Source organism: Janthinobacterium sp. HH104 (assembly GCF_001758715.1).
Classification (GTDB): Bacteria; Pseudomonadota; Gammaproteobacteria; order Burkholderiales; family Burkholderiaceae_D; genus Janthinobacterium; species Janthinobacterium aestuarii.
In genome coordinates, this window is sequence record NZ_LRIB01000037.1 from 42,353 (window position 1) to 59,056 (window position 16,704).

16 protein-coding genes are annotated in these 16,704 nt (G+C 64.6%); 11 read left to right on the plus strand and 5 right to left on the minus strand.

What is annotated here, in order from left to right; translation table 11 throughout:
• Positions 1–14: 14 nt before the first annotated feature.
• The 4 genes from JAB6_RS16610 to JAB6_RS16625 all read right to left on the minus strand — a co-directional run bounded on the left by JAB6_RS16610 (position 15) and on the right by JAB6_RS16625 (position 4,486).
• Positions 15–1,499, minus strand: coding sequence for an alkaline phosphatase family protein (locus JAB6_RS16610; protein WP_070303677.1), 1,485 nt, complete (start codon positions 1,497–1,499; stop codon positions 15–17).
• A 100-nt stretch (positions 1,500–1,599) separates the two neighbouring features.
• Positions 1,600–2,274: a general secretion pathway protein GspB gene (locus tag JAB6_RS16615; RefSeq protein ID WP_070303678.1), complete on the minus strand. Its 675-nt coding sequence runs from the start codon at positions 2,272–2,274 to the stop codon at positions 1,600–1,602.
• A gap of 1 nt (position 2,275) precedes the next feature.
• A complete protein-coding gene (locus JAB6_RS16620; protein WP_070303679.1) occupies positions 2,276–3,910 on the minus strand; it encodes an ExeA family protein in 1,635 nt (544 codons plus the stop codon).
• Between the two features lie 51 nt (positions 3,911–3,961).
• On the minus strand, positions 3,962–4,486 hold the full coding sequence (locus JAB6_RS16625; protein ID WP_070303680.1) for a hypothetical protein: 525 nt from the start codon (positions 4,484–4,486) through the stop codon (positions 3,962–3,964).
• 414 nt (positions 4,487–4,900) lie between these two features.
• Between JAB6_RS16625 and JAB6_RS16630 the strand changes: the two genes are divergently transcribed.
• The gene (locus tag JAB6_RS16630; protein WP_139143410.1) at positions 4,901–5,179 is read left to right on the plus strand and encodes a hypothetical protein; all 279 of its coding nucleotides are present in this window, start codon (positions 4,901–4,903) and stop codon (positions 5,177–5,179) included.
• A gap of 51 nt (positions 5,180–5,230) precedes the next feature.
• On the opposite strand, the gene JAB6_RS16635 is transcribed toward JAB6_RS16630, so the two are convergent.
• Positions 5,231–5,518 carry a hypothetical protein gene (locus JAB6_RS16635; protein ID WP_034759823.1) on the minus strand — a complete coding sequence of 96 codons (288 nt, stop codon included), beginning with the start codon at positions 5,516–5,518 and terminating at the stop codon, positions 5,231–5,233.
• Between the two features lie 348 nt (positions 5,519–5,866).
• On the opposite strand from JAB6_RS16635, the gene JAB6_RS16640 reads away from it, so the two are divergent.
• The 10 genes from JAB6_RS16640 to JAB6_RS16685 all read left to right on the plus strand — a co-directional run bounded on the left by JAB6_RS16640 (position 5,867) and on the right by JAB6_RS16685 (position 16,688).
• The gene (locus JAB6_RS16640) at positions 5,867–6,739 is read left to right on the plus strand and encodes a BadF/BadG/BcrA/BcrD ATPase family protein (protein WP_070303681.1); all 873 of its coding nucleotides are present in this window, start codon (positions 5,867–5,869) and stop codon (positions 6,737–6,739) included.
• Positions 6,740–6,741: 2 nt separating this feature from the next.
• Positions 6,742–7,476: a GntR family transcriptional regulator gene (locus JAB6_RS16645; RefSeq protein WP_046685618.1), complete on the plus strand. Its 735-nt coding sequence runs from the start codon at positions 6,742–6,744 to the stop codon at positions 7,474–7,476.
• Complete coding sequence (nagA, locus tag JAB6_RS16650) at positions 7,473–8,585, plus strand: N-acetylglucosamine-6-phosphate deacetylase (protein ID WP_070303682.1); 1,113 nt, start codon at positions 7,473–7,475, stop codon at positions 8,583–8,585. The genes JAB6_RS16645 and nagA overlap by 4 nt, the downstream gene beginning before the upstream one ends.
• Positions 8,575–9,588 carry an SIS domain-containing protein gene (locus JAB6_RS16655; protein WP_034759831.1) on the plus strand — a complete coding sequence of 338 codons (1,014 nt, stop codon included), beginning with the start codon at positions 8,575–8,577 and terminating at the stop codon, positions 9,586–9,588. Before nagA ends, JAB6_RS16655 begins: the two co-directional genes overlap by 11 nt.
• A 132-nt stretch (positions 9,589–9,720) precedes the next feature.
• A complete protein-coding gene (locus JAB6_RS16660) occupies positions 9,721–10,980 on the plus strand; it encodes an ABC transporter substrate-binding protein (protein WP_070303683.1) in 1,260 nt (419 codons plus the stop codon).
• Between the two features lie 7 nt (positions 10,981–10,987).
• Positions 10,988–11,857: a carbohydrate ABC transporter permease gene (locus JAB6_RS16665; RefSeq protein WP_070303684.1), complete on the plus strand. Its 870-nt coding sequence runs from the start codon at positions 10,988–10,990 to the stop codon at positions 11,855–11,857.
• A gap of 12 nt (positions 11,858–11,869) precedes the next feature.
• Positions 11,870–12,718: a carbohydrate ABC transporter permease gene (locus JAB6_RS16670; protein WP_070303701.1), complete on the plus strand. Its 849-nt coding sequence runs from the start codon at positions 11,870–11,872 to the stop codon at positions 12,716–12,718.
• Between the two features lie 26 nt (positions 12,719–12,744).
• Positions 12,745–14,073, plus strand: a complete 1,329-nt coding sequence (locus JAB6_RS16675; protein WP_070303685.1) for an MFS transporter — start codon at positions 12,745–12,747, stop codon at positions 14,071–14,073.
• Between the two features lie 14 nt (positions 14,074–14,087).
• Positions 14,088–15,221 carry an ABC transporter ATP-binding protein gene (locus JAB6_RS16680; RefSeq protein WP_070303686.1) on the plus strand — a complete coding sequence of 378 codons (1,134 nt, stop codon included), beginning with the start codon at positions 14,088–14,090 and terminating at the stop codon, positions 15,219–15,221.
• 159 nt (positions 15,222–15,380) lie between these two features.
• Positions 15,381–16,688, plus strand: coding sequence for a hypothetical protein (locus JAB6_RS16685; RefSeq protein WP_070303687.1), 1,308 nt, complete (start codon positions 15,381–15,383; stop codon positions 16,686–16,688).
• The last annotated feature ends 16 nt before the right edge of the window (positions 16,689–16,704 follow it).

Here is a 16,704-nt window from a genome sequence, read left to right on the forward strand (position 1 = left end):
AGTCACCACCCAAGTCAAGCGGCTCCGGGTTTTCCGCCATTCCCGGCACTGGCGGGCGCCGGTGTGCCGCCCTGCCGCCGGCGCCTGCCCGCCGACTTCGGCACTGTCGCGCCTGCCGTTTTGCCCGCCGTTTTACTCGCCGTTTTACTATTTCCCGCCTGCGCATTCCTGGCCGTGCGCGCCAATTGCCGGTGGGCGGCGATCGCGCCCGCCTCGGCATCGGACTGGAACGGCACGGCGGCAGCGGCGGCCACTTCGCCATCAGGCTGGCAAGCGGGCGCCAGCGGCGCAAAATCCTGCGCCCGCGCATCCGCTTCCCATGCGGCGCGCTGTGCCAGCACAGCAGCGGGCACGGCAGGCGCCGCGCGCGCTTGCGTCAGGGTCAGCACGGCGCCCAGGCCGCTGGCGGCCGCCACGCGCGCGCCCATCTGGGGCAAGCCGCCATCGGCGGCGCGGCAAAAGCGCTGCAGGATGGTTTTGATGATCGACGTGTGGTCGACCACCTCGTGGCTGACGCTGCCCGGCGCGATCAGCGGCGACACGAGCAGCATGGGCACGCGCACGCCGTACTGGCGAAACGCGGGATCGTCGTCGATCGCGGGGCCAGGCGGCACATGGTCGAAAAAGCCGCCGTGCTCGTCATAGCTGAGGATCAGCAAGGTGCGCGCCCAGGCCGGCCCGCGCGACAGGGCCTGGTAGACCTGTGCCACCAGCGCCTGGCCGGCGCGGATATCGGCCGGCGGGTGGTCGTCATTCTCAAAAAAATGCGGATCGATCCAGCTGACCGAGGGCAAGGCGCCCACCAGCGCATCGCCGATGAAACCATAGCGGCGGGCGCTGGAACCGAACGGTTCGTACAGCTCGGACGAACGGTAATGGTCGTCCGTCAGCGCCAGGCTCCAGGGTTTCCAGGCGGAATAAAATTTCCAGCTGACCTGGGCGCGGTCCAGGTGGCGCACGAAGGATTTGTTTGTGTACAGGGGCACGCGCTTGCTGTCGCGGCTGCCGGCTGCCTTGCCGCTGACGGCATACAGGCGGTTGGGCCAGGTGGCGCCCGGAACGGAGCTGTAGCAGCGGTCGCAGACGCAGAACTGCTGCGCCAGGAAATCGTACATGGGCAAGTCGGATGCATTGTAATAGCCCATCACCAGGTCGATGTCGGGGTCGCCCGGATGCGTTTGCGCATAGTCGTCGACAAAGCCGCCATTATTGTTCTGCAATTGCTGCGCCACCGACATGCCCGTATGCGACGGGTCTTGCTGCGGGCCAAACGCCGTGCGCCGCAAATGGTGCACGGGGTAGCTCACGCCCGCATGCACGTTGGCATGGCCGGCCTGCAAGCCGTCGATGTCGGCACGCCCGCCTTCCAGGCTCAGGTAGCCGAGCATGTGATCGAACGATCGGTTCTCCATCATCAGCACGACGATATGGTCGATGCGCGCCAGGTTTCCCAAGCCATGCGCATCAAAAGCACCCTCACCCGCTGCGGCAGCAATCATCGGAACTCCCCGGCCGCGCACACGGTCGCAGCGACCCTGGTTCGACCAGGCCAGGCCAGTATGGTTCAGCTACTGTTACCCGGCCTTGATGCACAACAATTCAATACGGCACGCGGTAGCGGTAGCCCTTGAAACTGAAGATGGCCGCCTTCGGCTGCAATTTTTCCAGTACCAGGCCCGGCGCCAGTTCCTCGCCTTCGTGGCGCAGGACCTTGTCGATCAGCAGCAGGCGGTCGGCCGGATTCTTCGAATAGATATAGCCGCCGATGGCGACCGGGGGGATTTGCCGCTGTATCGGCTCGGGCAAGTCGCGCATGCCGGGCACGGTCTCTTCGGCCGATGGCGCCGCCGCAGGGACGGGCACGGCCGGCGCCGGAGCGGGGACTGGCGGCTCTTGCTTCGGTTCCGCCATGGGCCTGGCATGCTGCACGGGCGCGACGATGGGTGCCGGCGGCACGGGTACGGGCACAGCCACAGGCGCAGGCGCAGGGACTGCGGGCGGGACTGCTGCCGGCACCGGCGCTGGCACGGCCTGGGCCAGCACGGCAGGCGCGGCCGCAGGCGCCGTGGCCGCTGCCTGCCAAGGCTGCCACAGCAGCAGTGCGGCGGCCACGGCCACCGCCACGCCGCCCAGCGCCAGCCAGACGGGCGCACGGCTCGCCGCGCCCGATGCTGCGCCATCGTGCAGCTGCACTTGCGGTGCGTGGATCGACGGCAACTCGCCCAGCTGGCGCTCGGCTTGCGATTTTTTCAGTGCTTCAAGTATGTAGGACATCTTATTTCCCCGCCACCATCGCCGTCGCAGCGGGCGCTGCCACGGCAGGAGCTGCGCTGCTCAGGCGCGGCTCCGCGTTGTCACCGAGCTGCATCAGGCGTATATACGTTTTCGGGCCCGCCAGGCCATCGGCCCGCAGGTTCTGGCTTAGCTGGAATGCGCGCAACTGGCTTTGCATCTCGGCATCGAGCGGCAGATTGGCGGCCGGCGCCGGCAAGCCCCGCTGTTGTGCCAGGCGCTGCGCCAGCCAGTCCACGTCGGCGCCGCGCGCGCCCAGCGGCACTTCGTCGCGCCAGCCGCGCGGAGCGCGCCAGAAGGTCGTGAAACTGCCATCGCTGCGCTGCGCCAGCTGGGCCAGCGGCAGGCTTTGCTGCTTGCCATCGAGCATCAAGGTAGCGCTCCCGTCCTGCACGCGCGTGAGCAGCGCCAGCTGTTCCGCACCATCCGCATCGCGCAAGGCCAGCATGGCGGGACGGTCCAGCACGCGCAGCTCGGCGATACCGCCCCGGCTGTGCAGGCAGCGCAGGCCGGCGCGGGCGCCCGCCTGGCAGGCATCGCCGGCCTGCAACTGCTCGCCCCACAGGGCGGCCAGCTGGCGCAGCACGGCGTTGCGGTCCGGCACCTTGGCGGGCGCGGGCGTGGATGCGGCGGCAGCCGCCACGGCGGAGGCGGCCGGCACAACGGCGGCCACGGCAGGCGCAACAGGCACGGCGGGCGGACGCGGCATGAAATGCCAGGCCAGCGCGGCCGTGACGACGGCGCCGGCCAGCACGCCGCCCGCCACGTGCGGCCAGCGCAGGCCCCGTCCGGCAGCCGGCTTGCCCTCTTCCGCAAACACTTCTTCAGCGGCACGGCGCAATATCTGGCGCGTCACTTGCGGCTGGTTTTCCACGTAAGCACCCAGCAGCGCGCGGTCGCACAGCAGGTTGATGCGGCGCGGCACGCCGTGGCTCATGGCGTGAATGTGCGCCATCAGCCGCGGCGCGAACGGCGTCTGCGCCGTGCAGCCGGCCACGGCCAGCCGGTGGCGGATGTAGCTTGCCGTCTCGTCCGCCGTCAGAGAACCGAGGTGGTAGCGGGCGATCACGCGCTGCGCCAGCTGTTCGAGTTCCGGCCGGGCCAGCATGGCGCGCAATTCCGGCTGGCCGATGAGGATGATCTGCAGCAACTTGCGCTCGCTCGTCTCCAGGTTCGTCAGCAAACGCAACTGTTCCAGCACGGCGGCGGACAGGTTTTGCGCTTCGTCGATGATCAGCACATTGTTCTTGCCCTGCGCATGGCTGGCCAGCAAGTGCGCATTGATGGCGTCGACATAGCCTTTCACGCTGGCCACGCCGGGCGCCAGGGCGATGCGGAATTCCTCGCAGATCGACAGCAGCAATTCCTCGACGGACAGTTTCGGATTGAAGATATACGCGAGCTGGCAGTTTTCCGGAATCTGCTCCATGAAGCAGCGGCACACGGTGGTCTTGCCGGCGCCGATTTCTCCCGTCAGCAGCACGAAGCCGCCGCCGCTGCCCACGCCATACAGCAAATGCGCCAGCGCTTCGCGGTGGCGTTCGCTCATGAACAGGTAGCGCGGATCGGGGGCGATCGAAAACGGCGATTGCTTGAGCTGGAAATAATGCGTGTACATGGAGACCCTGCGGATGAAACGATCAAAATGCGCAGCGGCAAGCCGATACCCTCATCGGGTGCGGGCGGGCGGCAACGGCTTGTATTTGGCGCAATAGACTTTCGCCTTGCTGCGGAAGTAGACGATTTTACTGCCAGGCACGGAACCACGGACAGGAAAGGCGGAATTGTCGAGTTTATTGAAACGCAGGCCCGAGACGCCGCGAATGGCCGGCTCCAGCTTTTCCGGTGTCGAGTCCGCCACCACGCCCATGAAGACGAGGGGACTGGTGTCGTCGCTGACGATCACGTCGGTAATCGGCGCGCCCCACAAGGTGGCGTCCGTGCGGAACCAGTAGGCGCCCCCTTCATGCTTGTAGGCGGGGCCGAAGGCCGTCAGCAGATACGCATAAAAGGCCTTGTTGTCGATCTGGTCGATGCACAGCACGGCATTGCCCACCACTTGCCCGAACGTGGACGGCGGCGGCTTTTGCTGCGCCAGCACGCCGGACACGGGCACGCCGCAGGCCAGCAGGGCGAACGCCGCCAGCAAGGCCGGCGCACGCCACGGGCGCATCGATGAACGGCGCACGCGCATGATCAGCGCTTGCGCTCTTCTTTCTTGACCTTCTTGGCTTCCTTCTTTTCCTTCATGGTCTTGGCCGGTTCCTTCTTGGCTTCTTTCTTGCTGTCCTGTGCCTTGCTCATCATCTACTCCATGCCTGGGCGGAAATGCCTGAGCCATTATGACACTCCCCCATGAAAATGCCACGTCATTTCCCCCATGCAATAGATCCCGCCCGGCAAGCACGGGCAGCGCATGCGCTTATTTGCAAAAAGACGTTTGCATTTTTATTTTATTATGTTTTAATACACGAACTTTATAAATAGATATCATTTCGGTGCGGCGTGACCAGCACGGAAACAAGCATACAAACTGGGGACAGGACATGGCCGGCATACGGCACGACCATGTGTAATCGATTTACAGCCCTCGGCGGAAACAGACAATATGATGAGAACAATGATCTTGCTGGGCGCGGCCTTGACGCTCTGGGCCGCTGGTAACACGCAGGCGGCAGAGACGCCGCCGGTTCAGATGGCCGCCTACCAGGCGACACCCCCCACCCTGGCCACGCGCCTGGCCAGTTTCCATTCGCCGGACGCCAGCCTGCGCGTCCCCGCGTCGCATGAACCGGGAACGCATTCGCTGCTGCTGGTCACCATCGTGCTGCTGAGCCTGCGCATGCGCGCCAGCAGCACCACCAGCAGCGAAAAATTCAGCACCTGACGTGAAAACGGCCGCGCAAGGCGGCCGTTCCAGTCACGCGTCAGCGCACGATCAGTGCAGGCACAGACGGCGGCGCGTCTTTTCGATCAGCGCCGCATCGTAGGGATACAGGTTCTCGATAAAGAACAATTCCGTTTCCGCTTCATCTTCCAGGCACATTTCGATCATGACCGGGCCGTCGCTTTCGCGGCCCAGGAAATCCTTCGGCCAGCGGTTCTTGCGGTGCGTGCGCATCATTTCCATGCCCAGCGCAGCCAGCGGCGCCGACACGCCAGCGGCCAGCGCCTCTTGCTGCCAGTCGTCCCAGTACTCGCTCTTTGCTGCCTTGTCGTTCATCATGCTCTTCCAACTCAGGTGTAAAAGGCGGACTTTACTCTTCATGGCGTCCCTTGCCAAGCATGCATACAAGCAATATCACACGCCCAACAACAGACCAGTTGCAAAAAATTGGCATTAAACAAGGCCAATTTCAATACCATTCAGCATCCACAAAAAATCCTTTATTAACAAATACTTGCAATCAATCCCTCGGGCATGGCGCGACGCCGCGCAACGCAATTATTAATACCACTTAAATACCTGTTGACAAGCCCTCGGGGCGACAATATAGTGCCTTCAGCTTTTTCGCCGCCCGACAAATAAAAGAACCGAGACAGGCGCACTCAACCAAACGCGGGACTGCACAATATGATCGAATACATAATCGGCGTCGACGGCGGGGGAAGCGGTACCCGCGTACGCCTGGCGCGCCTCGACGGCCACGAGCTGGCACAGGGACAAAGCGGCCCCTCCGGCCTGGGGCTGGGCATCGAACGGGCCTGGAGCTCCGTGGCGCATGCCGTCACCGTGGCCTTCCGCACGGCCGGCCTGGAACAGCCGTCATTGCAGCGCATGGCCATCGGCCTGGGCCTGGCCGGCGTGCACAACAAGCAGTGGGCCGCCAGCTTCGTCGAACACAATCCCGGCTACGCCTTGGTGGCGCTGGAATCGGATGCCCTGACCACCCTGCTGGGCGCGCATGCGGGCCAGCCGGGCGCCATCGTTGCCATCGGCACCGGCAGCGTGGGCGAAGTGCTGCACGCGGACGGCAGCCGCCATGAAGTGGGCGGCTGGGGCTTCCCCTCCGGCGACGAGGCGGGCGGCGCCTGGATCGGCATGCGCGCCATCAACCACGCGCAGCAAGTGGTCGACGGCCGCGTGCCCGGCAGCGCCTTCGCCACGGCCGTCATCGATGCCTGCGGCGGCCAGCGCGACGCCATGCAGGTGTGGCTGGCCGAAGCCAGCCAGACCAATTTCGCGCAACTGGCACGGCTGGTGCTCGAACACGCGGCCAGCAATGCCGTGGCGCGCACCATCCTGGTCGACGCGGGCCGGCAGATCGCACTGATCGCCAGGGCGCTCGACCCGGCCGGTGCCTTGCCCGTGGCCCTGTGCGGCGGCCTGGCGGCGCCCTTGTCGGGCTACCTGCCGGCGGAACTGTTGCAACTGGTCGTGCCGGCACAGGGCGACTCGGCCGCAGGCGGTCTGCGCCTGATACGCAAGCACTTGCAGGAGCAATGACCATGCTGGCCAAACTGTCCACCTTCAAACCCAATCCGGCCAGCGACACGCCGCTCTACATGCAGCTGGCGAACATGCTGTCGGACGGCATCGCCAGCGGCGACTGGCGCGCCAACCAGGCCTTGCCTTCCGAGCGCGTGCTGTCGGACATCCTGGAAATCTCGCGCGTCACGGCGCGCAAGGCCATCGACATGCTGTGCGACCGGGGCATGCTGACGCGCAAGCGCGGCTCGGGCACCTATATCACGCCCAAGCTGGAACAGCCGCTGTCGCGCCTGACGAGCTTTTCGGAAGAATTACGCCAGCGGGGATTTACGGCCGGCTCGCGCTGGCTGCAGCGCGACATCGGCTCGGCCGCACCGCTGGAACTGCTGTCGCTGGGACTGTCGCCGCACATGCCGGTGGCGCGTTTGCGCCGCCTGCGCACGGCCGACGAAGTGGTGATGGCGATCGAAACGACCACCATTCCCGCGCTGTACATGCCGGACCCGCAGCAAGTCACCGATTCGCTGTACGGCTACCTGGAATCACGCGGCACCATCCCGATGCGCGCGCTGCAGCATATCCGCGCCGTCAACGCCACGGCGGAACAGGCCAAGCTGGCCAATATCAAGACGGGTGAAGCCATGCTGCACATCACCCGTGTCAGTTATCTCGACAACGGCGCAGCGGTGGAACTGACCCACTCGTATTGCCGCAGTGATTATTATGAATTCGTAGCGGAGTCGCGCAGATGAGCAGCACTATCAAAGGCAATATCCTTACCCCCGGCGGCTGGATCCACGGCGCCATCGCCTTCGGCGAGCGCGTCGACAGCATCACCGGTGATTCCCGCCACCCGTCGGGCAACAGCGACGATTATATTCTGCCCGGCTTTATCGACCTGCACGTGCATGGCGGCGCCGGCAAGGACATCATGGAAGGCGGCGAAGCCGTCTACACCATCGCGGCCATCCACGCGCGCCACGGCACCACCAGCCTGCTGGCCACCACCATGACGGCTCCGCCGGAAGATATCGACATGGCCCTGACGGCCATCGGCATCGCCGCCAACCACCGCCGCCCGAACACGGCGCGCGTGCTGGGCGCCCACCTGGAAGGCCCGTACATCAATTCCGGCAAGCTCGGTGCGCAGCCGAACTTCGCGCGCGCCGCCACCCTGGCTGAAATCGAACGCCTGCAAACCTTGGCCAAGCTGCGCGTCATCACCGTGGCGCCGGAAATCGCCGGCCACCTGGACCTGGTCCGCGCCCTGGCCGACGCCGGCGTGCGCGTGCAGATCGGCCACACGCTCGGTTCGTACGAAGACGGCGTGGCCGCGCTGGAACACGGCGCCATGGGCTTCACGCATCTGTTCAACGCCATGAGCGGCCTGCACCACCGCGAGCCGGGCATGGTCGGCGCCGCCCTTGCGCACGCCGAATACGCGGAACTGATTCCCGACCTGCTGCACGTGCATCCAGGCGCCATCAAGGTAGCCCTGCGCGCCATCCCGCGCCTGTACTGCGTCACCGATTCGACCGCCGCCACCGGCATGCCGGACGGCGAATACATGCTGGGCCGCCACGCCGTGCAGAAATGCATGGGCGGCGTGCGCCTGCCCGACGGCACCTTGGCGGGCAGCACCCTGACCCTGGACCAGGCGCTGCGCAACCTGGTGGGACTGGGACTGGACCTGGCCGACGCGTCCAAGCGCGTGTCGACCAACGCCGCCGATTACCTGGGCCTGGAAGAACGCGGCCGGCTGGCCCCCGGTACTTACGCCGATCTGGTGGTACTCGATCGCGATCTCAAACTCAAAGCTGTGTATATAGAAGGAGAAATCTGTGACCTCAATGATGCTTAAAGAAGCCATTTCCGCCGCCGAATGCGTCGCCCTGCAACTGGCCAGCGACACGGAACGCTACGCGGAACTGGGCCGCAAATTGAGGAGCACCTCGTTCTCGACCGCGCTGACCATCGCGCGCGGCAGCTCGGACCACGCCTGCAACTACGTCGCCTACCTGATCATGGCGCGCCTGGGCCGTGTCGTGGCCTCGCTGCCGATGTCGCTGGTCACCCTGAACAAGTCGCCGCTGGTGACGCGCGACACCTTGGCCATCTCGATCTCGCAATCGGGCCAGAGCCCGGACGTGGTCGAGCCGATCCGCTACTTCCGCGACGGCGGCGCCACCACCGTGGCCCTCGTCAACGACATCGATTCGCCGCTGGCACACGCCGCCGAATGGGCCATGCCCCTGCGCGCCGGCAAGGAACAAAGCGTCGCCGCCACCAAGAGCTTTATTACCAGCCTGGTCGCCGGTGCGCGCATGGTGGCACAGTGGCAGAACGATCCCGAACTGCTGGGCGGCCTGGAAGCGCTGCCCGAGGCGCTGCTCGAAGCGACCCGCGTCGACTGGTCGCCAGCGATCGACGTGCTGGCCCCGGCCCGCAACATCATGGTTGTCGGACGCGGCATCAGCTTCCCCGTGGCGCTGGAGTCGGCCCTGAAATTCAAGGAAACGTCGGCCCTGCAGGCGGAAGCGTTCAGCGGCGCCGAAATCAAGCACGGGCCGATGGCCCTGATCGAAGACGGCTACCCGCTGCTGATTTTCGCCACGCGCGGCCCGACCCAGGCCGGCCTGCTGCAGCTGGCCACAGAGATGCGCGGCCGCGGCGCCAAGGTCTTGCTGGCGGCGCCCGCCGACGTGGCCGAGCGCGACCTGACCCTGCCCGTAGCGGCCACGCCGGACCTCGACCCGATCGTCGCCATCCAGTCCTTCTACGTGATGGCGGCGAAACTGTCGGCCGCGCGCGGCATGGATCCGGATGCGCCGCGTCACTTGAGCAAGGTCACCAAGACCAACTAGGCACTACCCGGCAGCTACGCCCCCGGCACGGGGCGCGGCTGCCGTCAGAAGCACCCGAATATAAGCGACGGCAAGGGCATGTACCCGCGCCGCGGACTCATGGACATTGGAGCGCCACGCTCCAGGATAAAAATGACGATCAAGAGACTGTTGGCGGTTGTTGCCTGCGCGGGCCTGCTCGCGCCGCAGGCATGGGCTGCCGAGAAAATCGAATTCTGGACCTTCAGCATGAAGCCCAAGTTCACGCCGTATTTCAATGCGGTGGTGGCGCGCTATGAGGCGCAGAATCCCGGCGTCAAGATCGAATGGATCGACTTCCCGTGGGACATCATCCAGACCAAGCTGGTCACGCGCATCGTGGCCGGCACGCCGCCCGCGCTGGTCAGCCTGAACGTGCCCTGGGCCGACGAATTTGCGCGCGACGGCTTGCTCACCCCCGTCGATGGCCTGATCGGGGAAGCGCGCGCCAGCTACATTCCCAGCGCCCTGGACGACTTGCGCTTCAAGGGCCGCACCTACGGTTTTCCCATGTACAGCAATGTCGCGGTGATCGCCTTCAATACCGCCATCTTCAAGCAGGCGGGCCTCACGCGCGGCCCCGCCAGCCTCGATGAACAGCTGGCGTACGCGCGCCAGATCGCGCAACGCACGGGCAAGGCCGGCATCGCCCCGGCCCTGTCCAAGATCGACGGCCTGTTCATGCAGCAGGGCCTGTCCGTCATCACCGACAACCGCGCCGTCTTCAATTCGCCGCAGCACGTGGCGCTGGTGCAGAAACTGGCCGACACCTACAAGGTCGGTGGCTTGTTGAAAGAAAGCCTGTTCGCCGAAGACAATTTCCCGGCCGTGATCGACGCCTACAAGGGCGGCCGCCTGGGCATGCTGCTGGCGCCGCCGACGGCCATGCAGCGCATCCGCGGCGACGCGAAAGACATCTACTCCATCACCGACGTGGCGCCCGCGCCGCTGGGCCCCACCGGCATCGCCGATGGCGGCTGGCTCGTGCACTTCGCCATTCCGAAAGGCGTGCCGGCGCGCCAGCTGCCGTCGGTCGGCAAGTTCGCGCGCTTCCTGACAAACGACGAGAACCAGCTGGCCTTCGCGCGCCAGGCCAGCGTCTTTCCCACCACCGTGAAAGCGGCGGCCGATCCGTTCTTCCTCGCCACGCCAGCAAACGCGGGCGCGGCTGAAAAAGCGGTGGCCGCCGGCGCCCTGTCGATGGGCCACTCGCGCACCCTGTACGTGGCCGGCATCGACGACTACGACGAGTTGCGCCGCTCGCTCGTGAAAGCCGTCGAAGCCGGGGTCACGGGCAAGCAGGATGTGAAGCAGGCATTGGACCAGGCCGTCGCCATCTGGAACCGCAAGCTGGCCACTCTGCCGCGCCACTAAGGACACCATGAAACTCGCCCACCGCCACAGCCTGCAAGCCTGGCTGTTCCTGACTCCCGCCCTGCTGCTGCTGGCCGCCTTTTCCTTCTGGCCCGTCGGCTACGGCTCCGTGCTGGCGTTTACCGACTACAGCCTGATACGCGAGACGCGCTTCGTCGGTTTCGATAACTTCCGCTACATCTTCAACAACGAGATGTTCGTCTCGGGCCTGAAAAACTCGCTGATGTTTTTGCTGATGGTGCCCTTCGTGCAGGTGGGCGCCATCGTGCTGGCCGTGCTGGTCAACAACCGCCTGCCCGGCATCCGTTTGTTCCGCGCCGCCTTCTACGTGCCCGTGGTGACCACCGTTTCCGTGGTCGGCATCATGTGGGGCTTCATGTTCCATGAACAGGGCGCGCTCAACTACGTGATGATGACGTTAAAGCTCGTGAACGCGCCCGTGGGCTGGCTGACGAACGACAGCCTGGCCCTGTTTGCCGTCATGTTCGTCACCCTGTGGCGCGGCCTGGGCTGGTACATGGTGATGTATCTGGCGGCCCTGCAATCGATACCGTCGGACATGCAGGAAGCGGCCATGCTCGATGGCGCCAACCGCTGGCAGCGCTTCTGGAAGATCACCGTGCCCATGCTGCGCCCCACCATCATGCTGTGTTCCATCCTGTCCGTGCTGGCGGCCCTGAAGGCGTACCAGGAAGTCGACGTGCTGACCCAGGGCGGGCCGATGAATTCCACCTTCACGGCGCTGTACTACGCGTATGACCAAGGCCTCAAACACTTAAAACTGCCGCGCGCGCTGGCGGCCAGCTTCGTCGTCTCGCTGTTCTGCATAGCCATCGCCCTGCTGTGCCTGCGCTATCTGAAACCGAAGCACCGCTAACCGGGAATGACCATGACAAACCGCTCCCGCCCCCTGAAAACCCGCCTGCAGCTCATTGGCCAATACACGGGCCACTACGCCGTGCTGTGCGCGATCGCCGTCGTCTGCGTCTTCCCGTTCTGGTGGACCCTGGTGACGGCCATTTCCACGGAAGGCAATATCTTCGCCTTCCCGCCCACCTTCTGGCCGAAGGCGCCGTCATTCGACAACTTCATCGAGGTGTTCAAGGCGATCCCGATCTGGTCGTTCTTCAAGAACTCCGTGCTGATCGCCGTATTCACCGTGTTCTGGAAACTGCTGCTGTGTTCATTGGCCGCGTATCCGCTGGCGCGCCTGAAATTCCGCGGCCGCAAACTCGTGTTCGGCCTGATCCTGGCTACCCTGGTGCTGCCGTCCGAGGTCAACTTCCTCGTCAACTTCATCACCATCACGCAAATGAGCCTGGTCGATACCTACACGGGCGTGATCCTGCCCAATGTGGTGACGGCCGTGGCCATCTTGCTGCTCAAGCAGGCGTTCGAGGAAGTGCCGCAAGACCTGATCGACGCGGCGCGTGTCGACGGCGCGTCCGAGTGGGTCATCTTCAGCCGCATCATGCTGCCTTTGATCACGCCATGGCTGGCCACCGTCGGCATCCTGACGGCCGTCGAATCGTGGAATGAATACATCTGGCCCTCCATCGTCATGAGCAAGCCCGATGAATTTCCCCTGTCGGTGGGCGTGCTGTACTTGCGCGGCACCTTCGGCAGCAGCACGCGCGTGATCGCGGCCGGCACCCTGATCACCATCGTGCCGACCCTGCTCGCCTTCCTGTTTACCCAACGCTTCTTCATGCGCGGCATGGACGGCGCAGTCAAATGAAAACGTCTCTCGATAAGGAAGCCTCCATGCACGACAAGCGCATCAGCATCAGCAAAAAAGCTCGCAGCCCGATCACCTGGGTGCCCACCTTGTACTTCGCCCAGGGCTTGCCGTTCTACGCCGTGGCCCTGGTGGCCGGCCTGATGTTCAAGAGCATGGGCGTGCCGAACGACCAGATCGCCCGCTGGACGGGCCTGATCGGCTTTGCCTGGGTCTTCAAGTCGCTGTGGAGCCCCTTCCTGGAGCTGACGTCGAGCAAGAAGACCATGGTGGTGCTGTTCCAGTTCCTTGGCGGCCTGAGCCTGGGCCTGATCGCGCTGGCGCTGCAAACGCCGCTGTGGTTCGCCGCCTGCATCGCCGTGCTGTTCGTCGCCGCGCTGGCCTCGTCCACGCACGACATCGTCTGCGATGGCCTGTATATCGCCAGCCTGTCGGACAAGCAGCAGGCCGCCTACGCGGGCTGGCAAGGCGCCTTTTTCAATGCCGGCAAATTCATCTCGCTGGGCGGCCTGGTGATCCTGGCCGGCTACCTCGAGAAGAAAATCGGCGTCAAGCCCGCCTGGTCGGTGATCTTCCTGATCATCGGCGCGATGATGCTGTCGCTGGCCGCCTACCACCTGTGGGCGCTGCCGCAGGTGCGCAACGCGGCCGTGGCCGACAAGAGCGTGGCGGGCATCAGCCGCACCTTGTGGGACGTGCTGGTGGACTTCCTGAAAAAACCCGGCATCTGGGGCATGATCGCCTTCATCATCCTGTTCCGCGCGGGCGAGGCGCAAGTGCAGACCATCGGCCCGCTGTTTCTGCGCGAAGCGCGCGAGCTTGGAGGGCTGGGCCTGTCGACGACGGAAGTGGGCGCCGTGTACGGCACGGCCGGCACCGTCGCTTTCCTGCTGGGCAGCATCGGCGGCGGCTACTTCACGTCGTGGCTGGGCCTCAAGCGCGCCATGTTCTTCCTGATCCTGGCCATGAACTTGCCGAACCTGGTGTTCTACTACCTGAGCCACAGCATGCCGACCGACCTGACCCTGATCACGGCCGCGCTCAGCGTGGAGATGTTCGGCTATGGCTTCGGCTTCGTCGGCCTGATCCTGTTCATGATGCAGGTCGTCTCGGTCGGCAAGTACCAGACGGCCCACTATGCGTTCGCCACCGGCGTGATGCAGCTGGGTTCCGTGCTGTTCAAGATGATCAGTGGCGACATCCAGACGGCGCTCGGCTACAAGACTTTCTTCCTGTGGGTGCTGGTGTCGGCCGTGCCCGTATTGATCCTGTCGCGCTTCATGCGCATCGGCCCGAAGGATACCTCCGACCCGTCTGACGCCGGCGCCACGTCCGCGCCGGCCAGCGCAAGCTAGGATAGAAGCACTTCATGGCACATATCGCATTGAAAAATATCGTCAAGCTGTACGACGACATGCATCCCGTCATCCACGGCATCGACCTCGATATCCGCGACGGCGAATTCGTCGTCTTCGTGGGACCGTCCGGCTGCGGCAAATCGACGCTGCTGCGCATGATCGCGGGGCTGGAAGACATCACGGATGGCGAGCTGCATATCGGCGGCCGGTTGGCCAACGACATCGCCCCGGCCGAGCGGGGCCTGGCCATGGTCTTCCAGAGCTACGCCCTGTACCCGCACATGACGGTGTACGAGAACATGGCCTTCGCCCTCTCCCTGGCCGGACATAAAAAGGCCGAGGTGCGCACCGCCGTCGAGCGCGCGGCCGAGATCCTGCAAATCACGCCGCTGTTGAAACGCAAGCCGAAAGACCTGTCGGGCGGCCAGCGCCAGCGCGTGGCCATCGGCCGCGCCATCGTGCGCAAACCCAAGGTCTTCCTGTTCGACGAACCGCTGTCGAACCTCGATGCATCGTTGCGCGTGCAGATGCGCGTGGAAATCTCGCGCCTGCACCAGGAACTGAAGACGACCATGATCTACGTCACGCACGACCAGGTCGAGGCCATGACCCTGGGCGAGCGCATCGTCGTCTTCAACGGCGGGCGCATCGAGCAGGTGGGCAGTCCGCACGAGCTGTATAACAATCCCGGCAACCTGTTCGTGGCCGGCTTCCTCGGCGCGCCGAAGATGAACTTCATCGCTTGCGAGGCCGTCGCCTGCGGCCCCGGTTCCGTGGCCGTGCGCCTGCCCGGCGGCGCCGTCATCGACGTCGAAGCACAGGGCGATGGCGTGGCGCCGGGCGACCAGCTGACCCTGGGCGTGCGCGCCGAGCACGTCAGCCTGCGGCACGGTGCCAATACGGACAACAACGTCGTCGACGCGGCCGTCAGCCACGTCGAATACCTGGGCGACGTGGCCATCGTGTACGCCAGCATGCCGGGCGCAGCCGAGATGCTGGCCGTCAAGCTGCCGGCCGAGGATGGCTTGCGCCACGCGGGCGACGCCATGCGTCTGCATCTGCCGCCGCAGCGCTGCCTGCTGTTCGATGCAAAAGGGCAAGCCCTGGCGCGCACGTTTGCCGCACCCGCTCAGCCGTTTATGTGACAATAGCCGCTTTGTATCATGCCGCTTCTGTTTGACTTATGCAGACAGACTGGCAGAATGTGTTTTTTTCGAGCTTCCTTGCCCCTCTGGCACTGCCCTGCACGATGTTGCGGCTGCCAATGCAGGTGCGTATTTTTGTTATTGATTGAAGGATAACCCATGTCCCAATTCCGTCTTGCACGCCTTAGCCTGCTCCTGGCCGCCATCGGCCTCAATGTCCTGCCATCCCTGTCGCACGCGCAGGATGCCAAGCCAGCCGCCGCCGCTGCTGCCGCTCCGGCCGATTCGGTACGTCCTGAAGTGTTCAAGCTGCTCGATCCGGTTGCCGTGAAGGCATCGATGGATGCGAAAAACTACGCCGACGTGCAAAGCCGCATCGACCAGGCTGCCGCCATTCCGGCCCTGACGCCGTATGAAACGTTCGTGCTGAACCGCCTGCGCGTGGCGCTGGCCTCGACCACCAACAATGCGCCGATGGCCATGACGGCACTGGAAGCGGTCATCGAATCGGGCAAGCTGGACAAGAAAGCCCAGGGCGACTTCATCCAGGCACTGGCCAACTACCACTACAATGCCAAGGATTATCCGAACGCCATCAAGTGGTTCACCCGTTACCAAACGGAAACAGGCGACGCGACCACCATGCGTCCCTACATCATCCGCGCCTACTACTTCAGCAATGATTTCGCACGCGCGAAACAGGAATTGATGGCCGACCTGACGGCCAAGCAGCAAGCGGGCAAGACGCCGACCATCGAAGAACTGCAATTGCTGGCCAACACGGGTTCGAAAAGCAAGGATCCAGCTACCTACCTGGTCGCCATGGAAAACCTGGTGCGCTACTACCCGTCCGATGACTACTGGAGCGATCTGCTGAGCCGCACGCAAGGCAAGGCCGGCTATTCCGACCGCTTCGCGCTCGACGTGCTGCGCCTGCAATTCAAGGCCGTGGGCACCATGCCGCCGCAAGATTACAGCGACATGGCTGAAATCGCCTTGCAGAACGCCTTCCCGACGGAAGCGAAAAAAGTCCTCGACGCGGGCTTTGCCAAAGGCGTGCTGGGCACGGGCGCGAATGCCGCCAAACACAAGAAACTGCGCGACCAGGCCAACAAGGCTGCCGCCGATGATGCGAAAAGCATCGCCAGCGGCGAAGCGTCGGCCATGAAGAGCAAGGATGGCACGGGCTTGATCAACCTCGGTTACGCCTTCGTCACGATGGACCAGTTCGACAAAGGTATCGACCTGATCGAGAAAGGCATCGCCAAGGGCGGCCTGAAGCGTCCAGAAGACGCCAAGCTGCGCCTCGGTTATTCCTACGCCATGGCTGGCAAGAAAGATGACGCCATCAAGGTCCTGGAAACGGTCAAGGGCGGTGACGGCGTGGGCGATCTGGCCCGCTACTGGATCCTGTGGCTGAACCGTCCTGCCACGGCAGCGGCGGCACCGGCAGCAGCGGCACAGTAATTCCCGCTCCCGCCAG

Bases quoted from the DNA above. Each gene is read 5' to 3' on its own strand.
- JAB6_RS16620 (WP_070303679.1), bottom strand. From the start codon at position 3,910: ATGTACACGCATTATTTCCAGCTCAAGCAATCGCCGTTTTCGATCGCC.
- JAB6_RS16610 (WP_070303677.1), bottom strand. From the start codon at position 1,499: ATGATTGCTGCCGCAGCGGGTGAGGGTGCTTTTGATGCGCATGGCTTG.
- JAB6_RS16640 (WP_070303681.1), top strand. From the start codon at position 5,867: ATGATCGAATACATAATCGGCGTCGACGGCGGGGGAAGCGGTACCCGC.
- JAB6_RS16655 (WP_034759831.1), top strand. From the start codon at position 8,575: ATGATGCTTAAAGAAGCCATTTCCGCCGCCGAATGCGTCGCCCTGCAA.
- JAB6_RS16635 (WP_034759823.1), bottom strand. From the start codon at position 5,518: ATGATGAACGACAAGGCAGCAAAGAGCGAGTACTGGGACGACTGGCAG.
- JAB6_RS16685 (WP_070303687.1), top strand. From the start codon at position 15,381: ATGTCCCAATTCCGTCTTGCACGCCTTAGCCTGCTCCTGGCCGCCATC.
- JAB6_RS16625 (WP_070303680.1), bottom strand. From the start codon at position 4,486: ATGCGCGTGCGCCGTTCATCGATGCGCCCGTGGCGTGCGCCGGCCTTG.
- JAB6_RS16665 (WP_070303684.1), top strand. From the start codon at position 10,988: ATGAAACTCGCCCACCGCCACAGCCTGCAAGCCTGGCTGTTCCTGACT.
- JAB6_RS16630 (WP_139143410.1), top strand. From the start codon at position 4,901: ATGATGAGAACAATGATCTTGCTGGGCGCGGCCTTGACGCTCTGGGCC.
- JAB6_RS16680 (WP_070303686.1), top strand. From the start codon at position 14,088: ATGGCACATATCGCATTGAAAAATATCGTCAAGCTGTACGACGACATG.
- JAB6_RS16660 (WP_070303683.1), top strand. From the start codon at position 9,721: ATGACGATCAAGAGACTGTTGGCGGTTGTTGCCTGCGCGGGCCTGCTC.
- JAB6_RS16615 (WP_070303678.1), bottom strand. From the start codon at position 2,274: ATGTCCTACATACTTGAAGCACTGAAAAAATCGCAAGCCGAGCGCCAG.
- JAB6_RS16675 (WP_070303685.1), top strand. From the start codon at position 12,745: ATGCACGACAAGCGCATCAGCATCAGCAAAAAAGCTCGCAGCCCGATC.
- JAB6_RS16645 (WP_046685618.1), top strand. From the start codon at position 6,742: ATGCTGGCCAAACTGTCCACCTTCAAACCCAATCCGGCCAGCGACACG.
- nagA (WP_070303682.1), top strand. From the start codon at position 7,473: ATGAGCAGCACTATCAAAGGCAATATCCTTACCCCCGGCGGCTGGATC.
- JAB6_RS16670 (WP_070303701.1), top strand. From the start codon at position 11,870: ATGACAAACCGCTCCCGCCCCCTGAAAACCCGCCTGCAGCTCATTGGC.